Genomic DNA, 18,273 nt, shown 5'->3' with positions numbered 1-18,273 from the left:
GCGAACAACTGTAAGCTAAATTGGCCCGGCTTTGACCCATTTGAAGGAAATACCGCGTGACCGTAGACAATACCACCATGGAAGCCCGCCTTTCCCTGTGCGAACAGGGCAAGAACTCTTTTACCCGTGAAGAGCTGCTGGCTTGCAGCCGTGGCGAACTGTTTGGTGAGGGTAACAGTCAGCTGCCTGCCCCCAACATGTTGATGATGGACCGCATCGTCAAGATCAATGACAACGGCGGCGAACACGGCAAGGGCGAGATCCTGGCTGAGCTCGACATTACTCCGGATCTCTGGTTCTTCGATTGCCACTTCCCGGGTGATCCTGTGATGCCTGGCTGTCTCGGTCTGGACGCCATGTGGCAGCTGGTTGGCTTCTTCCTTGGCTGGAAAGGTGGCCCCGGCAAGGGTCGTGCTCTGGGCGTAGGTGAAGTGAAATTCACCGGCCAGATCCTGCCGACTGCCAAGAAAGTGACCTACAAGATCACCTTCAAGCGCGTCATCAACCGCAAGCTGGTGATGGGGATTGCTGATGGTGTGGTCGAAGTCGACGGCCGTCCGATCTACAGCGCCACCGACCTGAAAGTGGGCCTGTTCAAAGATACCACCGCATTCTGATCTCTCTGATGAGTGGTAAAACAGCATTAACGCAAAGGGGCCACAACGGCCCCTTTCCTTTTGTAATGAGTGATGAAGTACCTGCTACTTCATGAAGAGGCCTGAGCCCCGCCCTTCCATGGCGTCACGCCAACCACCAAGCCAATGCCCTCGGGCATCCAGGCATTGATACGGACACGCTTCTTTCTGTTTGCCGACCACGCCAGCCTGATAACCACGAGCACGAGCTCTTTCCAGACGGTCCCGCTTCTGTCTCTTCATCATCTACGACCCTCTTCGTGGAACAAAAAAAGCGACCAATTCTGCATCGGTCGCTTTCATCTTTACTCCTGCTAGCGCACTGGGTCAAACAAAAACTTCCACCCTAACCGGGCTATGTGACACAAGGCACTGAACTGGATTAAGTTTTAATTACAGGGAACTTACTCCTGATTTTTGAGTCCTTCCAGCTCTTCCCAGCGAGCAAATGCCTGCTCCAGCGCTGCTTCAGCGGCATTGAGCGCATCCAGTTTCGGCTGGGTTTTATCTGCCGGCAGCGAGAAGAACCCTGGCTGGTTGATCTCGCTTTGCAGCGCATCCAGCTCGGCTTCCAGCTGCTCAAGACGAGCAGGCAACCCTTCCAGTTCAAGCTGCAGCTTGTAGGAGAGCTTCTTGCTTTTCTTCGGCGCTTCTGGCGCGGCGGCAACGACCGGCTCGGGCGCCTTGACCGGTGCACTCCTGGCCTGTTGTTGAGCGTTCTGCTGTTCGCGGGTCGCCATCATGTCGGCGTAACCACCCACGTAATCGCTGATGCGGCCATCCCCTTCAAACAGCCAGCAGCCGGTCACTGTGTTGTCGATGAAGCGACGATCGTGACTGACCAGCAGCAGGGTGCCGGGGTAGTCGGAAAGCAGCTCTTCCAGCAGCTCCAGGGTCTCGACATCCAGATCGTTGGTCGGTTCATCGAGGATCAGCAGGTTGCTCGGCTTGAGGAACAGCTTGGCCAGCAGCAGCCGGTTCTTCTCGCCACCGGAGAGCGCCTTGACCGGCGTACGGGCCCGCTTGGGCTCGAACAGGAAGTCCTGCAGGTAACCAAGAATGTGACGGGAGCGGCCGCGCACCATCACCTCCTGCTTGCCCTCCCCGACGTTGTCCACCACGGTCTGCTCGGGATCGAGCTGCTCGCGGTACTGATCGAAGTAGGCCACCTCCAGATTGGTGCCCCCCTTGACGGTGCCACGGGTTGGCTCAAGCTGACCCAGCAACAGCTTGATCAGGGTCGATTTGCCGCAGCCATTGGGGCCGACCAGCGCAATTTTGTCGCCGCGCAGCACTTGCAGATCGAGCCCCTTGAACAGGGTGCGATCGCCAAAGTCCAGCCCCAGCCCTTCAGTCTCGAACACCAGCTTGCCGGAGCGATTGACCTCGTCCAGTTGCAGCTTGGCCTTGCCCTGCAGCTCGCGGCGCTGGCTGCGCTCCATGCGCATTGCCTCAAGGGCGCGCACCCGACCTTCGTTACGGGTACGGCGAGCCTTGATACCCTGACGCACCCAGACCTCTTCCTGGGCCAGTTTGCGGTCGAACTCGGCATTTTTCAGCTCTTCGACCCGCAGCCACTCCTCTTTCCCCTGCAGATACTCGTCGTAGTTACCCGGCCAGGAGGTGATGGCGCCGCGATCGAGATCGATGATCCGGGTCGCCAGCTTGTGGATGAACTCCCGATCGTGAGAGATAAAGACGATGGCGCCGCGAAAATCCTTGAGGAAATCTTCCAGCCAGTTGATGGCTTCGATGTCCAGGTGGTTGGTCGGCTCATCGAGCAGCAACAAGTCGGGATCGCAAGCCAGCGCACGGGCCAGCGCCACTTTTCGCAGCCAGCCGCCGGAGAGGCTGTCGAGGGTCACATCGGGATCCAGCCTCAGCAGGGTCAACACCTGACTGATGCGGGTCTCGAACTGCCAACCGTTCTGATAGTCGAGCTGCTCTTGCAACTCGCTCATCTTGCGAATGTTGGCGTCTGACGGATCGCTCGCCAGCTCCATGGAGATGTGGTGGTACTGCTTGAGCAGCTCCCCCACCCCTGCCAGCCCTTCGGCGGCATAGTCAAACACCGTCAGCTCGCTGGAAGCTGGCGGATCCTGCTCAAGGCGGGTCACTTTCAAATCTTGTTGCAGCACCAGGCGGCCGTCGTCCAGCGACAATTCGCTGGCAATGACCTTCATCAGGGTGGACTTGCCCGCCCCGTTGCGGCCAACCAGACAGAGGCGCTCGCCCCGCTCGATGGTCAATTCGGCATTGTCGAGCAGCGGGAAATCACTGAACGACAGACATGCGCCGTGCAATGTTAAAAGAGCCATGTGTGTTCCTTATTTCATATGAAAAAAACGGGCAGCAGACTGGGTCTGCCCCCGTTTTATCGTCAAATCACTCTCACCCCTGACGGGCAGCCCAGCTTTTGAGCTCGGCCAGTGTGAAGGGCCAACCGAGCTCGCGGCCAGCTTCGTCACGCAGCACCGGAATGCGCACCCGATAGGCGGCAAGCCACTGCTCATCATCCATGATGTCGCACTGGCGGGTGGCGGTGGCAAGACCAGCCTCCTCCACCAGCGCCCAGGCCTGCTCGCACAGGTGGCAACCGTCGGTATGAAACAGGGTCAGCATCACGCCTCGCCTTGCTCCGGCGCATGGGTGATGATCCAGCAGTTGTGGATGTGCTGGTTGCGCTCGAAATCCTTCGGTCGCGTCTTCTGGGTGATGTTCTGGGCCTTGAGACCAGTGGCCTCTAGACCGGCCAAATCCATCTTGAAGTGACGCTTGTTGTTGGAGAAGACCAGAGTGCCATCGGCCGCCAGCAGGCGCTTCAGGTGCTGCATCAGCAGCAGGTGATCGCGCTGTACGTCGAAGCTCTCGTCCATCCGCTTGGAGTTGGAGAAGGTGGGCGGATCGATAAAGATGAGGTCGTACTGCTCGTCCGCTTCCGACAGCCACTTCAGGCAGTCGGCCTGGACAAACTTGTGCTGACGGCCCACCAGCGAGTTGAGGCGCATGTTGTCCTGTGCCCAGTTGAGGTAGGTGCGCGACATATCCACTGTGGTGGTTTCGCTGGCACCGCCAAGACCTGCGTGCACGGTGGCACTGCCGGTATAGGCAAACAGGTTCAGGAAGCGCTTGCCCTTCGCCATCTGACCCAGCATGCGGCGAGTCTGACGATGGTCGAGGAACAGGCCGGTATCCAGATAGTCGTAGAGGTTGACCCACAGCCTGGCACCGTACTCCTGCACTTCCATCCGGTGCTGCTCTTCGGAGAGCTTCTGATACTGCTGTTTCCCTTCCTGACGCTCGCGCACCTTCAGGATCACCTTCTCGCCATCCATGCCGGTCACCTTGATGGCGGCCTGCACCATGTCGAGCAGACGCTGACGGGTCTTCTGGGCGGGAATGTCTTTGGGCGCGGCATACTCCTGCACCACCAGATAGTCCTGATAGCGGTCGATGGCGGCGTTGTATTCCGGCAAGTCGGCATCGTAGATGCGATAGCAATCGATGCCCTCTTTATTGGCCCACTTCTCGAGGGTTTTCAGATTCTTGCGCAGACGGTTGGCAAAGTCCTGCGCCACCTCTTTTTGGGAGGCCACGGAGTCCAGTGCGATTTGATAATTGCGCAGCTGACACTCGAGGGCGCCGTTGAACAGGCGATATTGCTTGTCGGCGCGCAGGCGCAGACAGCTGAGCAGCTCGGGGGATGCGGAAAGAATAGAGACTTTCCAACCCTGGAAGCTGCGACGCAGAGCATCGCCAAGGGCCTGATGCACTTCCAGCAGCGCCGGGAACTCGCCAAGACGCTCGCCGTAAGGCGGGTTGGAGATCAGCATACCGACCTGGCGGGCCTCCCCTTGACCTTCTTCCCCTTCAACAGGGGCAGGCATCGGCAGCGGGTTTTCCAGCTTGGTGACATCGGCCTGCTTGAAGGTGATGAGGTGGGCCACACCGGCCGCTTTGGCGTTGTCGCGAGCTTTGAGCAGCACGCGCTGGTCGGCATCACAGCCAAACAGCTTCACTTCACAACGCTGCATACCGCGTTTGGCGCGCACTTGCGCTTCCATCATCAGGCTCTGCCACAGCTCACTATCGTGCTGCAGCCAGCGATCGAAACCGAAGCGCTCGCGGCGCAGCGCCGGCGCCATGTCGGCGGCGATAAAGGCCGCTTCAATCAGCAAGGTACCGGAACCGCACATGGGGTCCATCATGGGCTCACCGGCCCAGCCACTACGGGCAATCATGGCCGCTGCTAGGTTCTCTTTAAGCGGAGCCTCACCGGTTCCCTGACGATAGAAACGCTGGTGCAGCGCCGGGCCTGACAAGTCCAGCGTGATATTGGCCTTGCCTTTGCCCAGGTGCGCCATGATGCGGATATCAGGTGACTTCTTGTCCACATCCGGACGCACATGGCCGCGCTTGGTGAAGCGGTCGACGATGGCATCCTTGATCTTCAGTGCGCCATATTGGGTATTGCGAATGGCAGGGTTGGTACCGGTAAAGTCCACCGCGATGGTAGAGGTACCGGAGAAGTGCTCTTCCCAGGGGATTGTGTGGGCGCCCAGATAGAGATCCAGATCGTCGTTCATCTGGAATTCAGACAGCACCAGCACGATGCGGGAGGCAAAACGGCTCCACAGGCAGGCCTTGTAGCCAATCGCCAGTTCGCCTTTGAAGTGGACGCCAGCCACGGTCTCACGGACCTGCTCTGCGCCAAGATTGGTCAGCTCATCGGCCAACAGGTTTTCCAGCCCCTTGGGGCAGGTTGCAAAAAATTCTTTCATCACGCTCACGGGGAACCCATAAAAATAGTGCCGCATTATACCTCATCAGGCGGGCTGGAGCATGCAAAAGTCGGCGCAAACAGCAGGATGGAAACAGATTGATAGGTGGCGAAAAGGTAAAAGGCCCCATGACTACCCGATGGCGAGATCATGGGGCCAGACATCATTTAGCGGATCACTTCATGCGAGCCTTGAAACGGGGATTGCTTTTGCAAATCACGAACAATTTGCCCCGACGACGCACCAACTGACAATCGGGATGACGCGCCCTTGCGGATTTGAGTGAACAGACGACCTGCATTCAGGACTCCTTCTTGCTTGAAAATGCGCCAAAGCGCTTGTTGAAACGGGCCACACTCCCCTCACTCGATACCTGCTTCTGCTTGCCGGTATAGAACGAGTGCGACTGGCTGGAAACATCGAGCGATACATAGGGATACTCCTTCCCGTCTTGCCACTTGTAGCGACGGTCACTCTTGATGGTTGAACCGACCAGGAAAAAAGCATCTGCCGCCGTGTCATGGAACAGCACCAAACGATAATCAGGATGAATATGAGGCTTCATGGTAACTCCACTTTGTTATGTTATAACAAAATGTAAGTGAGAATAGCTCTCGTTTCAAGCATAAAATGTCGTATGAAGAAAATCGCTGCAGTGAGCGATGTGTTGACACTGAGGTGGAGGCACTACACAAGCAGAACGAAACAAGAGGGAGACACCATGCTTGCAGCACGGAAGACCAAGATACTGCGTGGGTTAGAACACAAGGTGCAAGTGACTGTAACAAGCCTCAAGAGAGGCTGGATCACAACCATGAAGATCAATCAGAATGGGCAAGATGTTCGCGGATCAATGAAGTATCAGAAACGAGGCGCGATTGAGGTGACAACAGTAAAAACAAGCAGCAGTGTAATCACAGAGATAAAAAGATTGATGAAAATATATCAACTGACCTGACGATATTGCTCGGTCACGGTAATACGCGGTTTCATCCGGTTATTCATCACTTTGATCACCCCGAAACGCGGCAAGTTTTTACTGGTGGTCAATACCAGATCGGCAGTGAGGTTCAAACAGACGCTAGCCTGATCCCCTGCCTCAATGACCATAAATTCGCCGTTGCCATGGGGTGTATTCATCAGGACCAGATCACCGTTTTGCGGGATCACTTGCGGATGCTGTTCACTAAAAAACCAGCTTTGCGGCATCAAAGGTTTATAAAAGCGACTGACCGCGATGGCATTAAGCACCAACTGAACCTGATGCGGAATACTCCACTCAAGTTCGGCTGCTTTATCCATCAACTGATAATAGAGGGCGGCATCATCGACACAAAAAGGCTGGGTCGCAAACGAGCTGGGCACCAATTGTCGCCCTTTATACTCGGTCGCAAATAACATGTTATCAGACAGGTCCAACATCAGACGGTCACTCTGGGCATCATAGTGCCATTGCCAGCTATCGGTCGGTTGGATAAACATGTTGGAGCCCTTACTTGATAATTACCAGTTGACTTTATTCCATATGCAGGGAATCAGCAACGTCAAATAAAGGGCTCCGCCATCTATTTCTTAAATATTGGTCACAATCTCTTTGACCAGCCCCGGCCCTTTATAAATAAAGCCGCTATAAATTTGTACCAGACTGGCACCGGCGGCCAATTTTTCACGGGCGGCCATGGCACTATCAATACCACCCACCCCGATAATTGGCAGAGCACCATTGAGCGCCTTGGCCAGATGACGGATCACCTCGGTACTCTTATGCTGCAGCGGACGACCACTCAGGCCACCCGCTTCACCGGCGTGGGGCATGTCATAAATCATCTCGCGCTCGAGGGTGGTATTGGTGGCAATAACCCCATCAATACCATTCCGTACCAACGAAGCGGCCACCTGTTCTATTTCTTCAAGGCTTAAATCCGGGGCAATTTTAACCGCCAGCGGCACATACTTTTTATATTGGGCGGCCAGCTCTTGCTGACGCACCTTGAGGGCTGCCAGCAATTCATCCAGCGCCTCGCCATATTGCAGCGAACGCAACCCCGGGGTGTTGGGGGAAGAGATATTGACGGCAATATAACCGGCATGATCATAAACCTTGTCCATGCAGATCAGGTAATCATCCTTGCCCTGTTCGATGGGAGTGTCTTTGTTTTTGCCGATATTAATGCCGATGACTCCCTGATATTTGGCCTCTTTTACCTTGGCCACCAGATGATCCACCCCCTTGTTGTTGAATCCCATCCGGTTGATGATCCCCTCTGCCGGAATAACCCGGAACAGGCGGGGCTTGTCATTGCCGCTCTGGGGTCTGGGGGTGACGGTTCCGACCTCGATAAAGCCAAATCCCATGGCGCCCAGCGCGTCAATGCACTCACCATCTTTATCCAGACCGGCCGCCAATCCCACCGGATTGGCAAAAGAAAGCCCCATGACAGTGACGGGGCGTTTCGGCAAATTCTGGCGGAAGAAACAATCGAGTGGCGTACCGAGAAGGCGGGGCAAATATTTCATGGAGAGATCGTGAGCCTGTTCCGGATTGAGCTTGAACAGGAAATGCCTGGCGATGGGGTACAACATCTTTGCTCCTTAAAGAAAGCCCCGGCGACTGGCCGGGGCTTTGGGTGTAATGTCGGTGTCATGCCTTAATCTGGCAATTAAAGTGCCCGACAATTCAACTGGAGCAGGTTCAACTCTCGCAAGGCCACCGAGAACTTGGCGAACTCGTGAGTGCTGGTGGTCTTGAAGTCGGCCAACATGTGGGTCCAACGGGACAAGAGTTGTTCATGCTCCGAAATCCAGTCGGCCAGTATGGTAGCGCATTCTCCCTGATCTTTGCACCCTTCCAGTACCACAGAAGTGAGACTGCGTTGCTGCCAGTCCAGATCTTCGCGGAAGGAGGCTCGCGCCATCGCCTGCCAGTGGTTGCCGACCGGCTGATGGTTGATCTGGTCAAGGAACCAATGCAGATCCAGTTTGGCACCGAGGCGATAGTAAACGTTGGCGGCACGCAGGATATCGGTCTTGTGCTCCGCGGCAATCTGCGCCAGATCCAGGCTGGAGAAGAGGCTGCTCATATGGGCGACCTGACGGGCAATGGCCTCCGGCACCTGTTTCTCCATCCACTTGGCAACAGCCTGACGATGCTCGGCCACTTCGCTCTCATCCATCACCTCGTAGAGGTGCTTCCCTAAGGTCTCGAACGCCGGACGGAAGAAGGCGATGTTCTCGCTAATGCTCCAGCTGCGATTGCGGGCACGCAGGAACCAGCGGGTGGCACGGCGCACAATGCGGCGGCTGTAGAACATCAGCTCGAGCTGAGTCTGGGCATCCACCAGGTTGTCACACCCTTCGATATCGCGCCACAGCTGGTTCATGCCAAACACTTCGCGGGCCATGGCGAAGCAGCAGGCCACTTCGGCGACCGAGGCACCGGTCTCGTCCTTCATCCGGCTGGCGAAGTTGAGCCCCATGTCATTGACCAACATGTTGGCCACCCGGGTAGCGATGATCTCGCCACGTAGCGGGTGATCGGCCAGCTGGGTACCAAACTGCTGCTGCACCTTGGCCGGGAAGCTGGTGACCAGCATGTTGGCGAGGAAGGGCTCGTCGGTCACTTCCGGGCAATTGAGCTGCTCTTTCAGCACCATCTTGCCGTAGGCCACCAGCACCGCCAGTTCGGGGCGGGTCAGCCCTTGCCCTGCCGCCATCCGTTCGGAGAGCTCCTCGTCAGAGGGCAGGAACTCCAGCGCACGATCGAGCTTGCCTTCCCGCTCCAGCCCCTGAATAAAGCGCTGCTGCTCTTTCAGTTGTTCAGAGCCGCGGAAGCTGGTGACCGAGATGGACTGGGACTGGCGATAGGCATTGGTGATCACGATATGCGCCACGTCGTCGGTCATCTCATACAGCATCTGGTTACGTTGCTTGAGGGTCAGATCCCCTGCCGCCACCAACTGGTTCAGCAGGATCTTGATGTTCACCTCGTTATCGGAGCAGTCCACCCCGCCCACGTTGTCGGTAAAATCGGTGTTGATGCGACCGCCCTGACTGGCGTACTCCACCCGGCCGAGCTGGGTAAAGCCGAGGTTACCCCCCTCGCCCACGATGCGGGCCCGCAGATCGCGGCCATTGACTCGCAATGCGTCGTTGCTGCGATCCCCAACTTCCCCATCGCTCTCACGGGCGCTTTTCACATAGGTGCCGATGCCGCCGTTCCACAGCAGATCGACATTGAGGCAGAGCAGCGCCTTGATCAGCTCGTTCGGGGCCATGCTGGTCTTGTCGGTACCTAGCAGGGTCTGCATTTCTGGGCTCAGCTTGATGGACTTGGCCGAGCGCAGGAAGATGCCGCCGCCCTGTGATATCAGCTCGCGGTTGTAGTCATCCCAGCTGGATCCCGGCAGATCGAATAGGCGCTGGCGTTCGACAAAACTCTTGGCCGCATCCGGAGTTGGGTCAACGAAGATATGCATGTGGTTGAACGCGCCCACCAGCCGGGTGTGCTCAGAGAGCAGCATGCCGTTGCCGAACACGTCCCCCGCCATATCGCCGATCCCCACACAGGTAAAATCGGTGGTCTGGCAGTTGACGCCGATCTCGCGGAAGTGACGCTTGACCGACTCCCAGGCGCCACGGGCGGTGATGCCCATCTTCTTGTGGTCGTAACCGACCGAGCCGCCGGAGGCGAACGCATCACCCAGCCAGTGGCCGTATTCCAGGCTTATCTCGTTGGCTATGTCGGAGAAGGTCGCGGTGCCCTTGTCGGCAGCCACTACCAGGTAGTAATCATCCTCGTCGTGACGCACCACGGATTTCGGCGGGATCACCTCGCCGCCGATGATGTTGTCGGTCACATCGAGCAGGCCGCGGATAAACAGGCGATAGCAGGCCTTGCCCTCTTCCTGGATCACGGCACGGGGGGCCCCCGCCGGCATCTGTTTGCAGTAGAAGCCGCCCTTGGCACCGACCGGCACGATGACGGTGTTCTTCACCTGCTGGGCTTTCACCAAACCCAATACCTCGGTGCGGAAGTCCTCTTTTCGATCGGACCAGCGCAGGCCACCACGGGCCACCTTGCCCCAGCGCAGATGCACCCCTTCCACTCGCGGTGAGTAGACGAAGATCTCGAATTTCGGCAGCGGCAGCGGCATGTCGGTGATGCTGGACGGCGCCAGTTTGAAGGATATGTAGGGCTTGATGTTGCCCGCCTTGTCCAGCTGGTAGTAGTTGGTGCGCAGGGTAGCGTCAATCATCTCCACATAGCGGCGGATGATGCGATCGTCATCCAGGTTGGCCACCTGATCCAGCTTGGCGGCAAGCTCCTCGTGAAGCTTGGCCTGAACCTTGGCGTCCTGCTTACCGGCAGGATCCAGGCGCTGTTCGAACAGAGTGAACAGCAGTTGGGCAATATCCGGGTAGCGGGTCAGGGTCTCTTCGATATAGGACTGGCTGAAGGAGACACCGGTCTGGCGCATGTATTTGGCATAGGCGCGCAGCACCGAGACCTGACGGCCAGTGAGACCCGCCCCCAACACCAACCGGTTGAAGCCGTCATCTTCCAGCTGCTTGTTCCAGATGGCGGCAAACGCCTGCTGGAAGCGCTGCTGGCTCTGGGCCAGATCAAAGGGCTGCTCGCCGTGCAGCAACATGGAGAAGTCGAGGATCCAGAACAGATCGCCAGCAGGAGTACGTACCTGATACGGGGTCTCGCCGATCACCCGCAGCCCCATGTTCTCCAGCATCGGCAGCACATCGGAGAGGTGAATGGGCTCGGTGCGATGGAACAGCTTGAGCCGTACCCGACGGTCGTTCTCCTCCTCCTGCGCGCGGTAGAACAGCATGCCCAGCGGCTCGGCTTCGCTCAGGTTATCGAGCGCCATGATATCGGCCACGGCCGAGCCAGGCAGCACATCTTCCTTGTAAGCACGGGGGAATGCGGTGCTGAAACGGCGGCGCAGCTCGTTACCACGGGCCTCGCCATAGTGGGAAAGCAGCACGGAGTCGAGTCGATCGTCCCAGCTGCGGGCCGCTTCAATCAGGTTGTTCTGTACTTCGTTCACATCCACATCCACGTTGTTGTTGTTGACCCGCACTATGTAGTGGGTCCGCGCCAGCACGCCTTCGGTGAAGTAGACGTTGAACTCCACCTCTTCGTTGCTGCCAAAATACTTCTGCAAAATTTGCTGGGTCTTGATCCGCAGCGCCGTGTTGTAGCGCTCCTTGGTGACATAGACCATGCAGGAGAAGAAACGGCCGTACACATCCCGGCGCACGAACAGCCGCAGCATGTCCCGCTCCTGCATCTCCAGCACGCCAAGGCCGGTGGCCAACAGCTCCTCTTCGCGGGCCTGGATCAGCTCGTCACGGGGATAGGTTTCCAATACGTTCAGCAGCGCCTTGTAGGCGTGGGAGCCCTTCTCGTGACCGGAGGCGGCCATGATGCGCTCGAGACGATGGCTGATGAGCGGGATCTGGGTCGCGCTGGTGTTGTAGATGGAAGAGGCGTAGAGGCCGATGAAGCGATCTTCCCCGATCACCTTGCCATGCTCGTCAAAGCGCTTGATGCCGATGTAATCCACATAAGCCGGACGGTGTACCCGGGACTTGCTGTTGGATTTGGTGAGGATCAGCAGGTCAGAACTCAGAGCAGCGTGACGGGCGCTGGCCGGCATGTTGCCAAGGCGCTGACCCACCTCCTTGATGGAGTTCTTCATCAGCCCAAGGCTGGAGCTCGCCTGCGGCAGGATCTCGTGATCCCCCTCCACCGCCTTGACGTCGTAACGGCGATAGCCCATCAGGGTGAAATTGTGGGCAGCCACCCATTTGAGGAAGGCAACGCAGGAGGCCACCTCCTCCTTGCTGACCGGGTGCTTGCGCTTGGGCAGTTCGTCGATGATCTCATTGAGCTTGGCCAGCATCGGCTGCCAGTCGCCGACTGCCAGCGCTACTTCGCCGGCCACCGAGTTGAGCTCGGTAGCCAGCGCGGCCATCTGCTCCTCGCTGGTGAGGTGATCGATCTCGATAAGGAATGCTGTTTCAACCGAGGTCTGCCCGTCGGTGTTGTCGAGTTCCAGAATGGCGTCAATCTTGCCATCCGCACCACGAATGAGGTGCAGCGGTTGGTGCAGCATCATGTGGGCCGTGATATTGAGTCGCTTGAGCGCCATCCGGATGGAGTCCACCAGGAAGGGCGAGTCCTGCAGGATCACCTCTACGATGGTATGGGGCGATTGCCAGCCGTGACGGGTCAGCTCGGGATTGTAGACCCGGATGTAGGGATCGGTACCGCTGCGCTGATTGAGGGCATTCCACAGGCTCAGGGCCGCACCGTAGAGATCGCTGTCATTGCGATCGTGCAGATCGGAGCTCGCCATGTTGCCGTAGAACTTGGCAACGAAGCGCTCGACCAGAGAGGCGCTGTTTTTGGGCAACTTTTGATGGATCAGGCTGAGAACGTTTTCGAGCAGAACTGAGGTTGGGGCGTCTTTCAATGCCATTTCTATATTCCTTATCGGACGACATTAACCACCGACGCAGAGGCAACCACCCTGGTTACCCGCTGGTGCAGAGTTGTTGCGAAGTGTAATGGCTTGGCTAAGGGAAGGCGAGGAAAGGTGCTAACAGGATGTTAAAAACAAGGTGCAGATCACGGCTTAAACTGTGAGAAATTTTGTAAAAAACCAAAAATACAGAAATTCCCACTACCTTTGTGCCAGTTTACCGGATAGATAGTGACATAAAGCAGATAAACAGTCGGTAATCTGTTCGATTTTTGTTAATTTATGCGTTCGAGACTGATAAAGCGGTAATCGTCCTGGGTTTTCAGCCGAAAGTAGCCATGCACACCATTGATGGCGACAAAGGGTCGTATTTTTTCTATGCCAAGCTCCAGGGTCAACCCCTGTTCGCTGCGCACCACCAGCCGTCTGGCATGGCCCTGATACATCAGCATCACCTCGTCACTGCTCAATGAGAGCCGAAAAGTAAACTGCTTCACGCTTGCTCCTGATCACACAACAAATCACACAATAGGGGCAGGCGCATTCACGCCCCTGCCCCGTCGACACTTACTGCTGCAGCGCCTTGCTGACCTTCTCGAACAGATCCCGTGCCAGCCCCTCAAGGTTGGCAAGGCGGGTCAACTCGGCGCGGATCAGCGCCTTGCGCGCCTCATCCAGTCGCTTGAACTGGATAAGCGGAGTGATGAGGCGGGAGGCCACCTGCGGATTGACCTCGTTGAGCTCGATCAGCAGATCGGTCAGGAAGCGGTAACCACTGCCATCCACCGCATGGAACTGCACCTGATTGCTCATGGCGAAGCTGCCGATCAGCGCCCGCAGCCGGTTCGGATTGCGAATACTGAAAGTGGGGTGATTCATCGCCTGTTTCACTTCACTCAGCACATCGGCAGCCGGTTTGCTGCCAATCAGCCGCAGCCAGTTGTCCAGCACCAGTCCATCCTTGGCCCAATTGCCTTCAAAATCGGCCAGCAGCGCGGCACGGCATGGCAACAGATAGCCGTTGGCCACCTGCAACGCCGCCAAGGTGTCGGTCATGTTGTCGGCAGTTGCATACTGCTCGCGCACCAGCGCATCGGCATGCTCCGCATCCAGCGCCGCCAGATAACCGAGCACTACCCCTTTGAGGGCTCGCTTGGCCATATCGGCATGCACCACCCGATAACCGTTCAGACGCAGACTCTGATAGGTTGCCGCCAAGCGCGCGCCAAAAGCCTCGGCAAGACGGGTGTGGATCGCGTCGCGTACCTGATGGATGGCATCGATATCGGCCACCTCGAACAGCTCGGCCAGGGTCGCCTCACCGGGCAGCGCCAGGATCTCCGCCTTGAGGGCCGAATCGAGATCGCTATCGTCAAGAATGGCGACGAAGGCGGCCAGCAGGGTTTGGGAGAGTTCAACCCCCTGCCCGTGCTGGACCCGTGCCACCCCGTCGATGACCGCTTTGTTGATCAGCATCTGGGCCGCATCCCAGCGGGCAAACTCGTTGCGGGCAAAGCGCATCAGAAAGGCGAGCGCTTCGTCGGTGTAGTCATAGTGCAGCTTGACCGGCGCAGAGAAGTTCCGAAGCAGGGAGGGAACCGGCTTGACCAGCACCCGATCGAATTCGAAGGTCTGCTCCGCTTCCAGCACGTCAAGCACGTTGCCGATAGCCTTGCCCTGATACTGCAACGGGATGACGGCACCTTGTTCGTCATAGAGCTCGATATCGAAGGGGATATGCAGCGGCAGCTTCTGCGGCTGATCCTGAGTCGGCGGGGTGTGCTGGCTCACATGCAGACGGTAAACGCCGCTGGCGGCATCGTACTCGTCGGTCACAGTCAGCTCAGGGGTACCGGATTGGCTGTACCAACGGCGGAAACGGCCGAGATCGACACCGGAAGCATCCTCCATCGCTTGCACGAAATCATCACAAGTAGCGGCCGAGCCGTCGTGACGCTCGAAGTAGAGACGCATACCAGCCTGGAAGGCATCTTCCCCCAGCAGGGTGTGCATCATGCGGATCACTTCCGACCCCTTCTCGTAGACGGTCAGGGTGTAGAAGTTGTTCATCTCGATCACCACATCCGGGCGGATCGGGTGCGCCATGGGGCCGGCATCTTCCGCAAACTGCGGGCCGCGGACGGTACGCACGTTGTTGATGCGATTGACGCCACGGGAGCCCAGATCAGAGGAGAACTCCTGATCCCGGAACACTGTCAGCCCCTCTTTCAGGCTGAGCTGGAACCAGTCGCGACAGGTGACGCGGTTGCCGGTCCAGTTGTGGAAATACTCATGACCGATCACCCGTTCGATGCCGTGGTAGTCGCTATCGGTGGCGGTGGCCGGATTGGCCAGCACGAACTTGGAGTTGAAGATGTTGAGCCCCTTGTTCTCCATGGCGCCCATGTTGAAGAAGTCCACCGCAACGATCATGTAGATGTCGAGATCATACTCGAGGCCGAAACGCTGCTCGTCCCAGCGCATAGAGTTAATGAGGCTCTCCATGGCAAAACCGGCGCGATCGAGGTTGCCCTTGTCGACGAAGATCTCGAGGGCCACCTTGCGACCGCTCTTGGTGGTGTAGTGGCTGCGCTCCACATCGAAATCACCGGCCACCAGCGCAAACAGGTAGCTGGGTTTGGGGAAAGGATCCTGCCACTGCACGAAGTGACGGCCGCCATCCAGATCACCGCTGTCGACCTTGTTGCCATTGGAGAGCAGGAAGGGGAACTGGGCTTTGTCGGCGGTAATGCGGGTGCTGTAGCGCGCCAGAATGTCGGGGCGGTCCAGATAATAGGTTATGCGGCGAAAGCCTTCCGCTTCACACTGGGTGCAGTAGGCATCGCCTGACTTGTAAAGCCCTTCCAGCGCGGTGTTGGCGGCCGGATCCAGCAGGGTGACAATGGTCAGCACACATTCGGCCGGCAGGTTGAACAGGGTCAGGCTGCTCTCGCCTTGTTCGTAGTGGTCACAGGGAATGCCATCAATGGCAACGCTCTTGAGGGTCAGCTGCTCACCATCGAGGACGAGCGGCGCATTGTGCTCGCCGTTGCGACGAATGCGGGTGATGGCGGTGACCTGGGTCAGCGGCTCCTGCAGTTGGAAATCGAGGTCGATGGTGTCGATCCAGTAGAGCGGCGCCTGATAATCCTGGCGATATTTGGCCGTCATGGCCTGGGAGTGATCGGTCATTATTGTCTGCTTCCACGCTTGTTAAAGGCGAGAAAGAGGCTGTCACAACCAACTGGCGGGGTCAAACAATTTGCATTACGTCAGATACGCCAGACAAAAAGAAAGGGCGACCGCAGTCGCCCTTGTGCATTGGAGGTGCCTTGTCAGCTGCGTTTGCTGACCTTGGCCAGATCCGCCGTGATATTGGCCGCTTCGATGAGATACTCATCCGGCGCTTCAAAATCAGCGGGCAGTTCATCCAGACTCTTCACCGCCGGCTTGCCAAGACGTGCCAGACGCTCGTTGGTACGTTTGAGCGCTTTCTCATCCTGTTTCGCCTGCTCTGCAACACGCTCCGCCTCGTTGAGGGAGACCGACTTCTTGTCTTTCTCCTCCTTGTAGTCGGCGATGTCCTGCATCACATAGGCAAACTCGGGATCCTTGGCGATCCGGGCATCGTGCGCCGCCTGCAACTTGGGCAGCACGCTGGCGAAGTTGCCGAGTTTCTCGTAGTTGGCGGAGGCAATCTTGTCCCACGGCAACGCATTGAACTCACGGCTTTCGCCCGTCTCTTCCGGAGCAACCGGTGTCGGGAAGCTGATATCCGGCGCAACGCCCTTGTTCTGGGTGCTACCACCGTCGATCCGGTAGAACTTGGCGATGGTGTACTGCACGTGACCCAGCGGCTGCTCGTAGAAGTCATAGACCTTGGCGAGGCTGCGATGCTGCTGCACCGTCCCCTTGCCGAACGAGTTTTCACCCAGGATCAGGGCACGGCCATAATCCTGCATGGCGGCAGCGAAGATCTCGGAGGCCGAGGCACTGTAGCGGTCGATCATCACCGACATGGGGCCGCCGTAGTAGACGTTGCCATCGTCATCGCCATTGACCGTGATACGGCCCATGTGATCACGAATTTGCACCACGGGACCGCTGGCAAAGAAGAGACCGCTCAGGGCGGAGGCTTCGGTCAGGGCGCCGCCGCCGTTACCGCGCAGATCAATGATCAAGCCATCGATCTTCTTCTTGTTGAGGCTCGAGAGCTCCTTGATCACGTCATCGTGCAGATTGACGTAGAAACTCGGGATCTCGATGACACCAATCTTCTTGCCTTCGGCGTTAATCACCTTGGACTTGGCAGCCCGATCTTCAAGGCGCACCTTGTCGCGGGTCAGCTCGATCTGCTCGGTCTTGGCAGTTGCGCCTTTGCCGCGCTGGATCTCCAGCTTGACCTTGCTCCCTTTGGGCCCCTTGATGAGCTCGACTACGTCATCAAGACGCCAGCCGATCACATCGACAATCTTGCCATCTTCCTGCCCCACCCCGGTGATCTTGTCATCGGGTTTGAGGTGGTTGGATTTGGCAGCCGGGCCACCAGGCACCAGAGAACGGATGACGGTAAAGTCATCTTCCGCCTGCAACACGGCACCAATCCCCTCGAGCGAGAGGTTCATCTCGGTATTGAAACGATCGGCACTGCGCGGTGAGAGGTAACTGGTGTGCGGTTCGATGGCGCGAGCGAAGGAGTTCATGAAGAGCTGGAAGACATCCTCGCTCTCGGTCTGGGACATCCGCTTGATGGCGTTGTTGTAACGCTTGCCAAGCAGCTCCTTGATCTCGGGCCACTCCTTGCCGCTGAGCTTGAGACTCAGGGCATCGAACTTGACCCGCTGACGCCACAGCTCGTTGAGCTCTGCTTCATCTTTGGGCCAAGCCGCCCCTTCCCGATCAAACACATAGTTGTCGGTCTGGGTAAAATCGAAAGGAGTATCAAGCAGTTTGAGGGCGTATTCGAACCGCTCATAACGCCGCTGCTGACTCAGGTTGAACATCTCGTAGGCGGGAGCCAGACGGCCTCTTTCGAGGTCGGTGTCAAAACCGTTACGGTACTTTTCAAAACGGCTGATATCAGAGGCCAAAAACAGGTTGCGGCTGTAGTCCAGATTCTCCAGATATTTATCGAAAATCACGGAGGAAAAGGCATCGTCCAGCTTGAACTGTTTGTAGTGCGAGCGGGTAAACAGATTGGTAATTCGCTTGCTGGCCGTAGCATGTTGGCTCTCTTGAGCCAACACAGGCAAATCACTCTCCTTGAGCACCGGCTCGATGGCCTGTGCAAGCCCGGCAAGCGCCAGGCTACAGGCAACGAGGGAAAAACGAATTACGCCATGCTTCAACATTTGT

14 protein-coding genes are annotated in these 18,273 nt (G+C 57.5%); 2 read left to right on the top strand and 12 right to left on the bottom strand.

The window, feature by feature from the left end; translation table 11 throughout:
- Positions 1 to 56 precede the first annotated feature (56 nt).
- Positions 57 to 617, top strand: a complete 561-nt coding sequence (gene fabA / locus ACTG1K_RS13485) for a 3-hydroxyacyl-[acyl-carrier-protein] dehydratase FabA (protein WP_005336586.1) — start codon at positions 57 to 59, stop codon at positions 615 to 617.
- 84 nt (positions 618 to 701) lie between these two features.
- On the opposite strand, the gene rmf is transcribed toward fabA, so the two are convergent.
- The 6 genes from rmf to ACTG1K_RS13455 form a co-directional block, all read right to left on the bottom strand.
- Positions 702 to 881 carry a ribosome modulation factor gene (gene rmf / locus ACTG1K_RS13480; RefSeq protein WP_005315693.1) on the bottom strand — a complete coding sequence of 60 codons (180 nt, stop codon included), beginning with the start codon at positions 879 to 881 and terminating at the stop codon, positions 702 to 704.
- A gap of 158 nt (positions 882 to 1,039) precedes the next feature.
- On the bottom strand, positions 1,040 to 2,953 hold the full coding sequence (gene uup / locus ACTG1K_RS13475; protein WP_440005706.1) for an ATP-binding cassette ATPase Uup: 1,914 nt from the start codon (positions 2,951 to 2,953) through the stop codon (positions 1,040 to 1,042).
- Positions 2,954 to 3,026: 73 nt separating this feature from the next.
- Positions 3,027 to 3,257 carry a glutaredoxin family protein gene (locus ACTG1K_RS13470; RefSeq protein ID WP_064336064.1) on the bottom strand — a complete coding sequence of 77 codons (231 nt, stop codon included), beginning with the start codon at positions 3,255 to 3,257 and terminating at the stop codon, positions 3,027 to 3,029.
- Positions 3,257 to 5,452 (bottom strand): bifunctional 23S rRNA (guanine(2069)-N(7))-methyltransferase RlmK/23S rRNA (guanine(2445)-N(2))-methyltransferase RlmL, encoded by a 2,196-nt coding sequence (gene rlmKL / locus ACTG1K_RS13465; RefSeq protein WP_440005704.1) that lies wholly within the window; start codon positions 5,450 to 5,452, stop codon positions 3,257 to 3,259. Before rlmKL ends, ACTG1K_RS13470 begins: the two co-directional genes overlap by 1 nt.
- A 139-nt stretch (positions 5,453 to 5,591) precedes the next feature.
- Positions 5,592 to 5,717 (bottom strand): type B 50S ribosomal protein L36, encoded by a 126-nt coding sequence (ykgO, locus tag ACTG1K_RS13460; protein ID WP_005336596.1) that lies wholly within the window; start codon positions 5,715 to 5,717, stop codon positions 5,592 to 5,594.
- A complete protein-coding gene (locus ACTG1K_RS13455) occupies positions 5,718 to 5,981 on the bottom strand; it encodes a type B 50S ribosomal protein L31 (protein WP_440005702.1) in 264 nt (87 codons plus the stop codon). It abuts the gene before it with no gap.
- Between the two features lie 72 nt (positions 5,982 to 6,053).
- Between ACTG1K_RS13455 and ACTG1K_RS13450 the strand changes: the two genes are divergently transcribed.
- The gene (locus ACTG1K_RS13450; protein ID WP_440005700.1) at positions 6,054 to 6,374 is read left to right on the top strand and encodes a hypothetical protein; all 321 of its coding nucleotides are present in this window, start codon (positions 6,054 to 6,056) and stop codon (positions 6,372 to 6,374) included.
- Here ACTG1K_RS13450 and ACTG1K_RS13445 read toward each other — a convergent pair.
- The 6 genes from ACTG1K_RS13445 to prc form a co-directional block, all read right to left on the bottom strand.
- Positions 6,362 to 6,898 (bottom strand): cell division protein ZapC, encoded by a 537-nt coding sequence (locus tag ACTG1K_RS13445; RefSeq protein ID WP_005351916.1) that lies wholly within the window; start codon positions 6,896 to 6,898, stop codon positions 6,362 to 6,364. The genes ACTG1K_RS13450 and ACTG1K_RS13445 overlap by 13 nt on opposite strands.
- A 90-nt stretch (positions 6,899 to 6,988) precedes the next feature.
- Positions 6,989 to 7,999 carry a quinone-dependent dihydroorotate dehydrogenase gene (gene pyrD, locus ACTG1K_RS13440; protein ID WP_201974259.1) on the bottom strand — a complete coding sequence of 337 codons (1,011 nt, stop codon included), beginning with the start codon at positions 7,997 to 7,999 and terminating at the stop codon, positions 6,989 to 6,991.
- A gap of 77 nt (positions 8,000 to 8,076) precedes the next feature.
- Positions 8,077 to 12,915, bottom strand: a complete 4,839-nt coding sequence (locus ACTG1K_RS13435; RefSeq protein WP_440005698.1) for an NAD-glutamate dehydrogenase — start codon at positions 12,913 to 12,915, stop codon at positions 8,077 to 8,079.
- Positions 12,916 to 13,193: 278 nt separating this feature from the next.
- Positions 13,194 to 13,415 (bottom strand): DUF2835 domain-containing protein, encoded by a 222-nt coding sequence (locus ACTG1K_RS13430; RefSeq protein WP_033136823.1) that lies wholly within the window; start codon positions 13,413 to 13,415, stop codon positions 13,194 to 13,196.
- A 70-nt stretch (positions 13,416 to 13,485) separates the two neighbouring features.
- Complete coding sequence (gene pepN / locus ACTG1K_RS13425; RefSeq protein ID WP_440005696.1) at positions 13,486 to 16,110, bottom strand: aminopeptidase N; 2,625 nt, start codon at positions 16,108 to 16,110, stop codon at positions 13,486 to 13,488.
- A 143-nt stretch (positions 16,111 to 16,253) separates the two neighbouring features.
- Positions 16,254 to 18,269: a carboxy terminal-processing peptidase gene (gene prc, locus ACTG1K_RS13420; RefSeq protein ID WP_005351922.1), complete on the bottom strand. Its 2,016-nt coding sequence runs from the start codon at positions 18,267 to 18,269 to the stop codon at positions 16,254 to 16,256.
- Positions 18,270 to 18,273: the final 4 nt, after the last annotated feature.

Origin of the sequence: Aeromonas sp. 102P, from assembly GCF_051920345.1 — a bacterium.
GTDB classification, from domain to species: domain Bacteria; phylum Pseudomonadota; class Gammaproteobacteria; order Enterobacterales; family Aeromonadaceae; genus Aeromonas; species Aeromonas veronii.
Note: the sequence above shows the minus strand (reverse complement) of the source record. Positions and strands in the feature narration are given on the sequence as shown.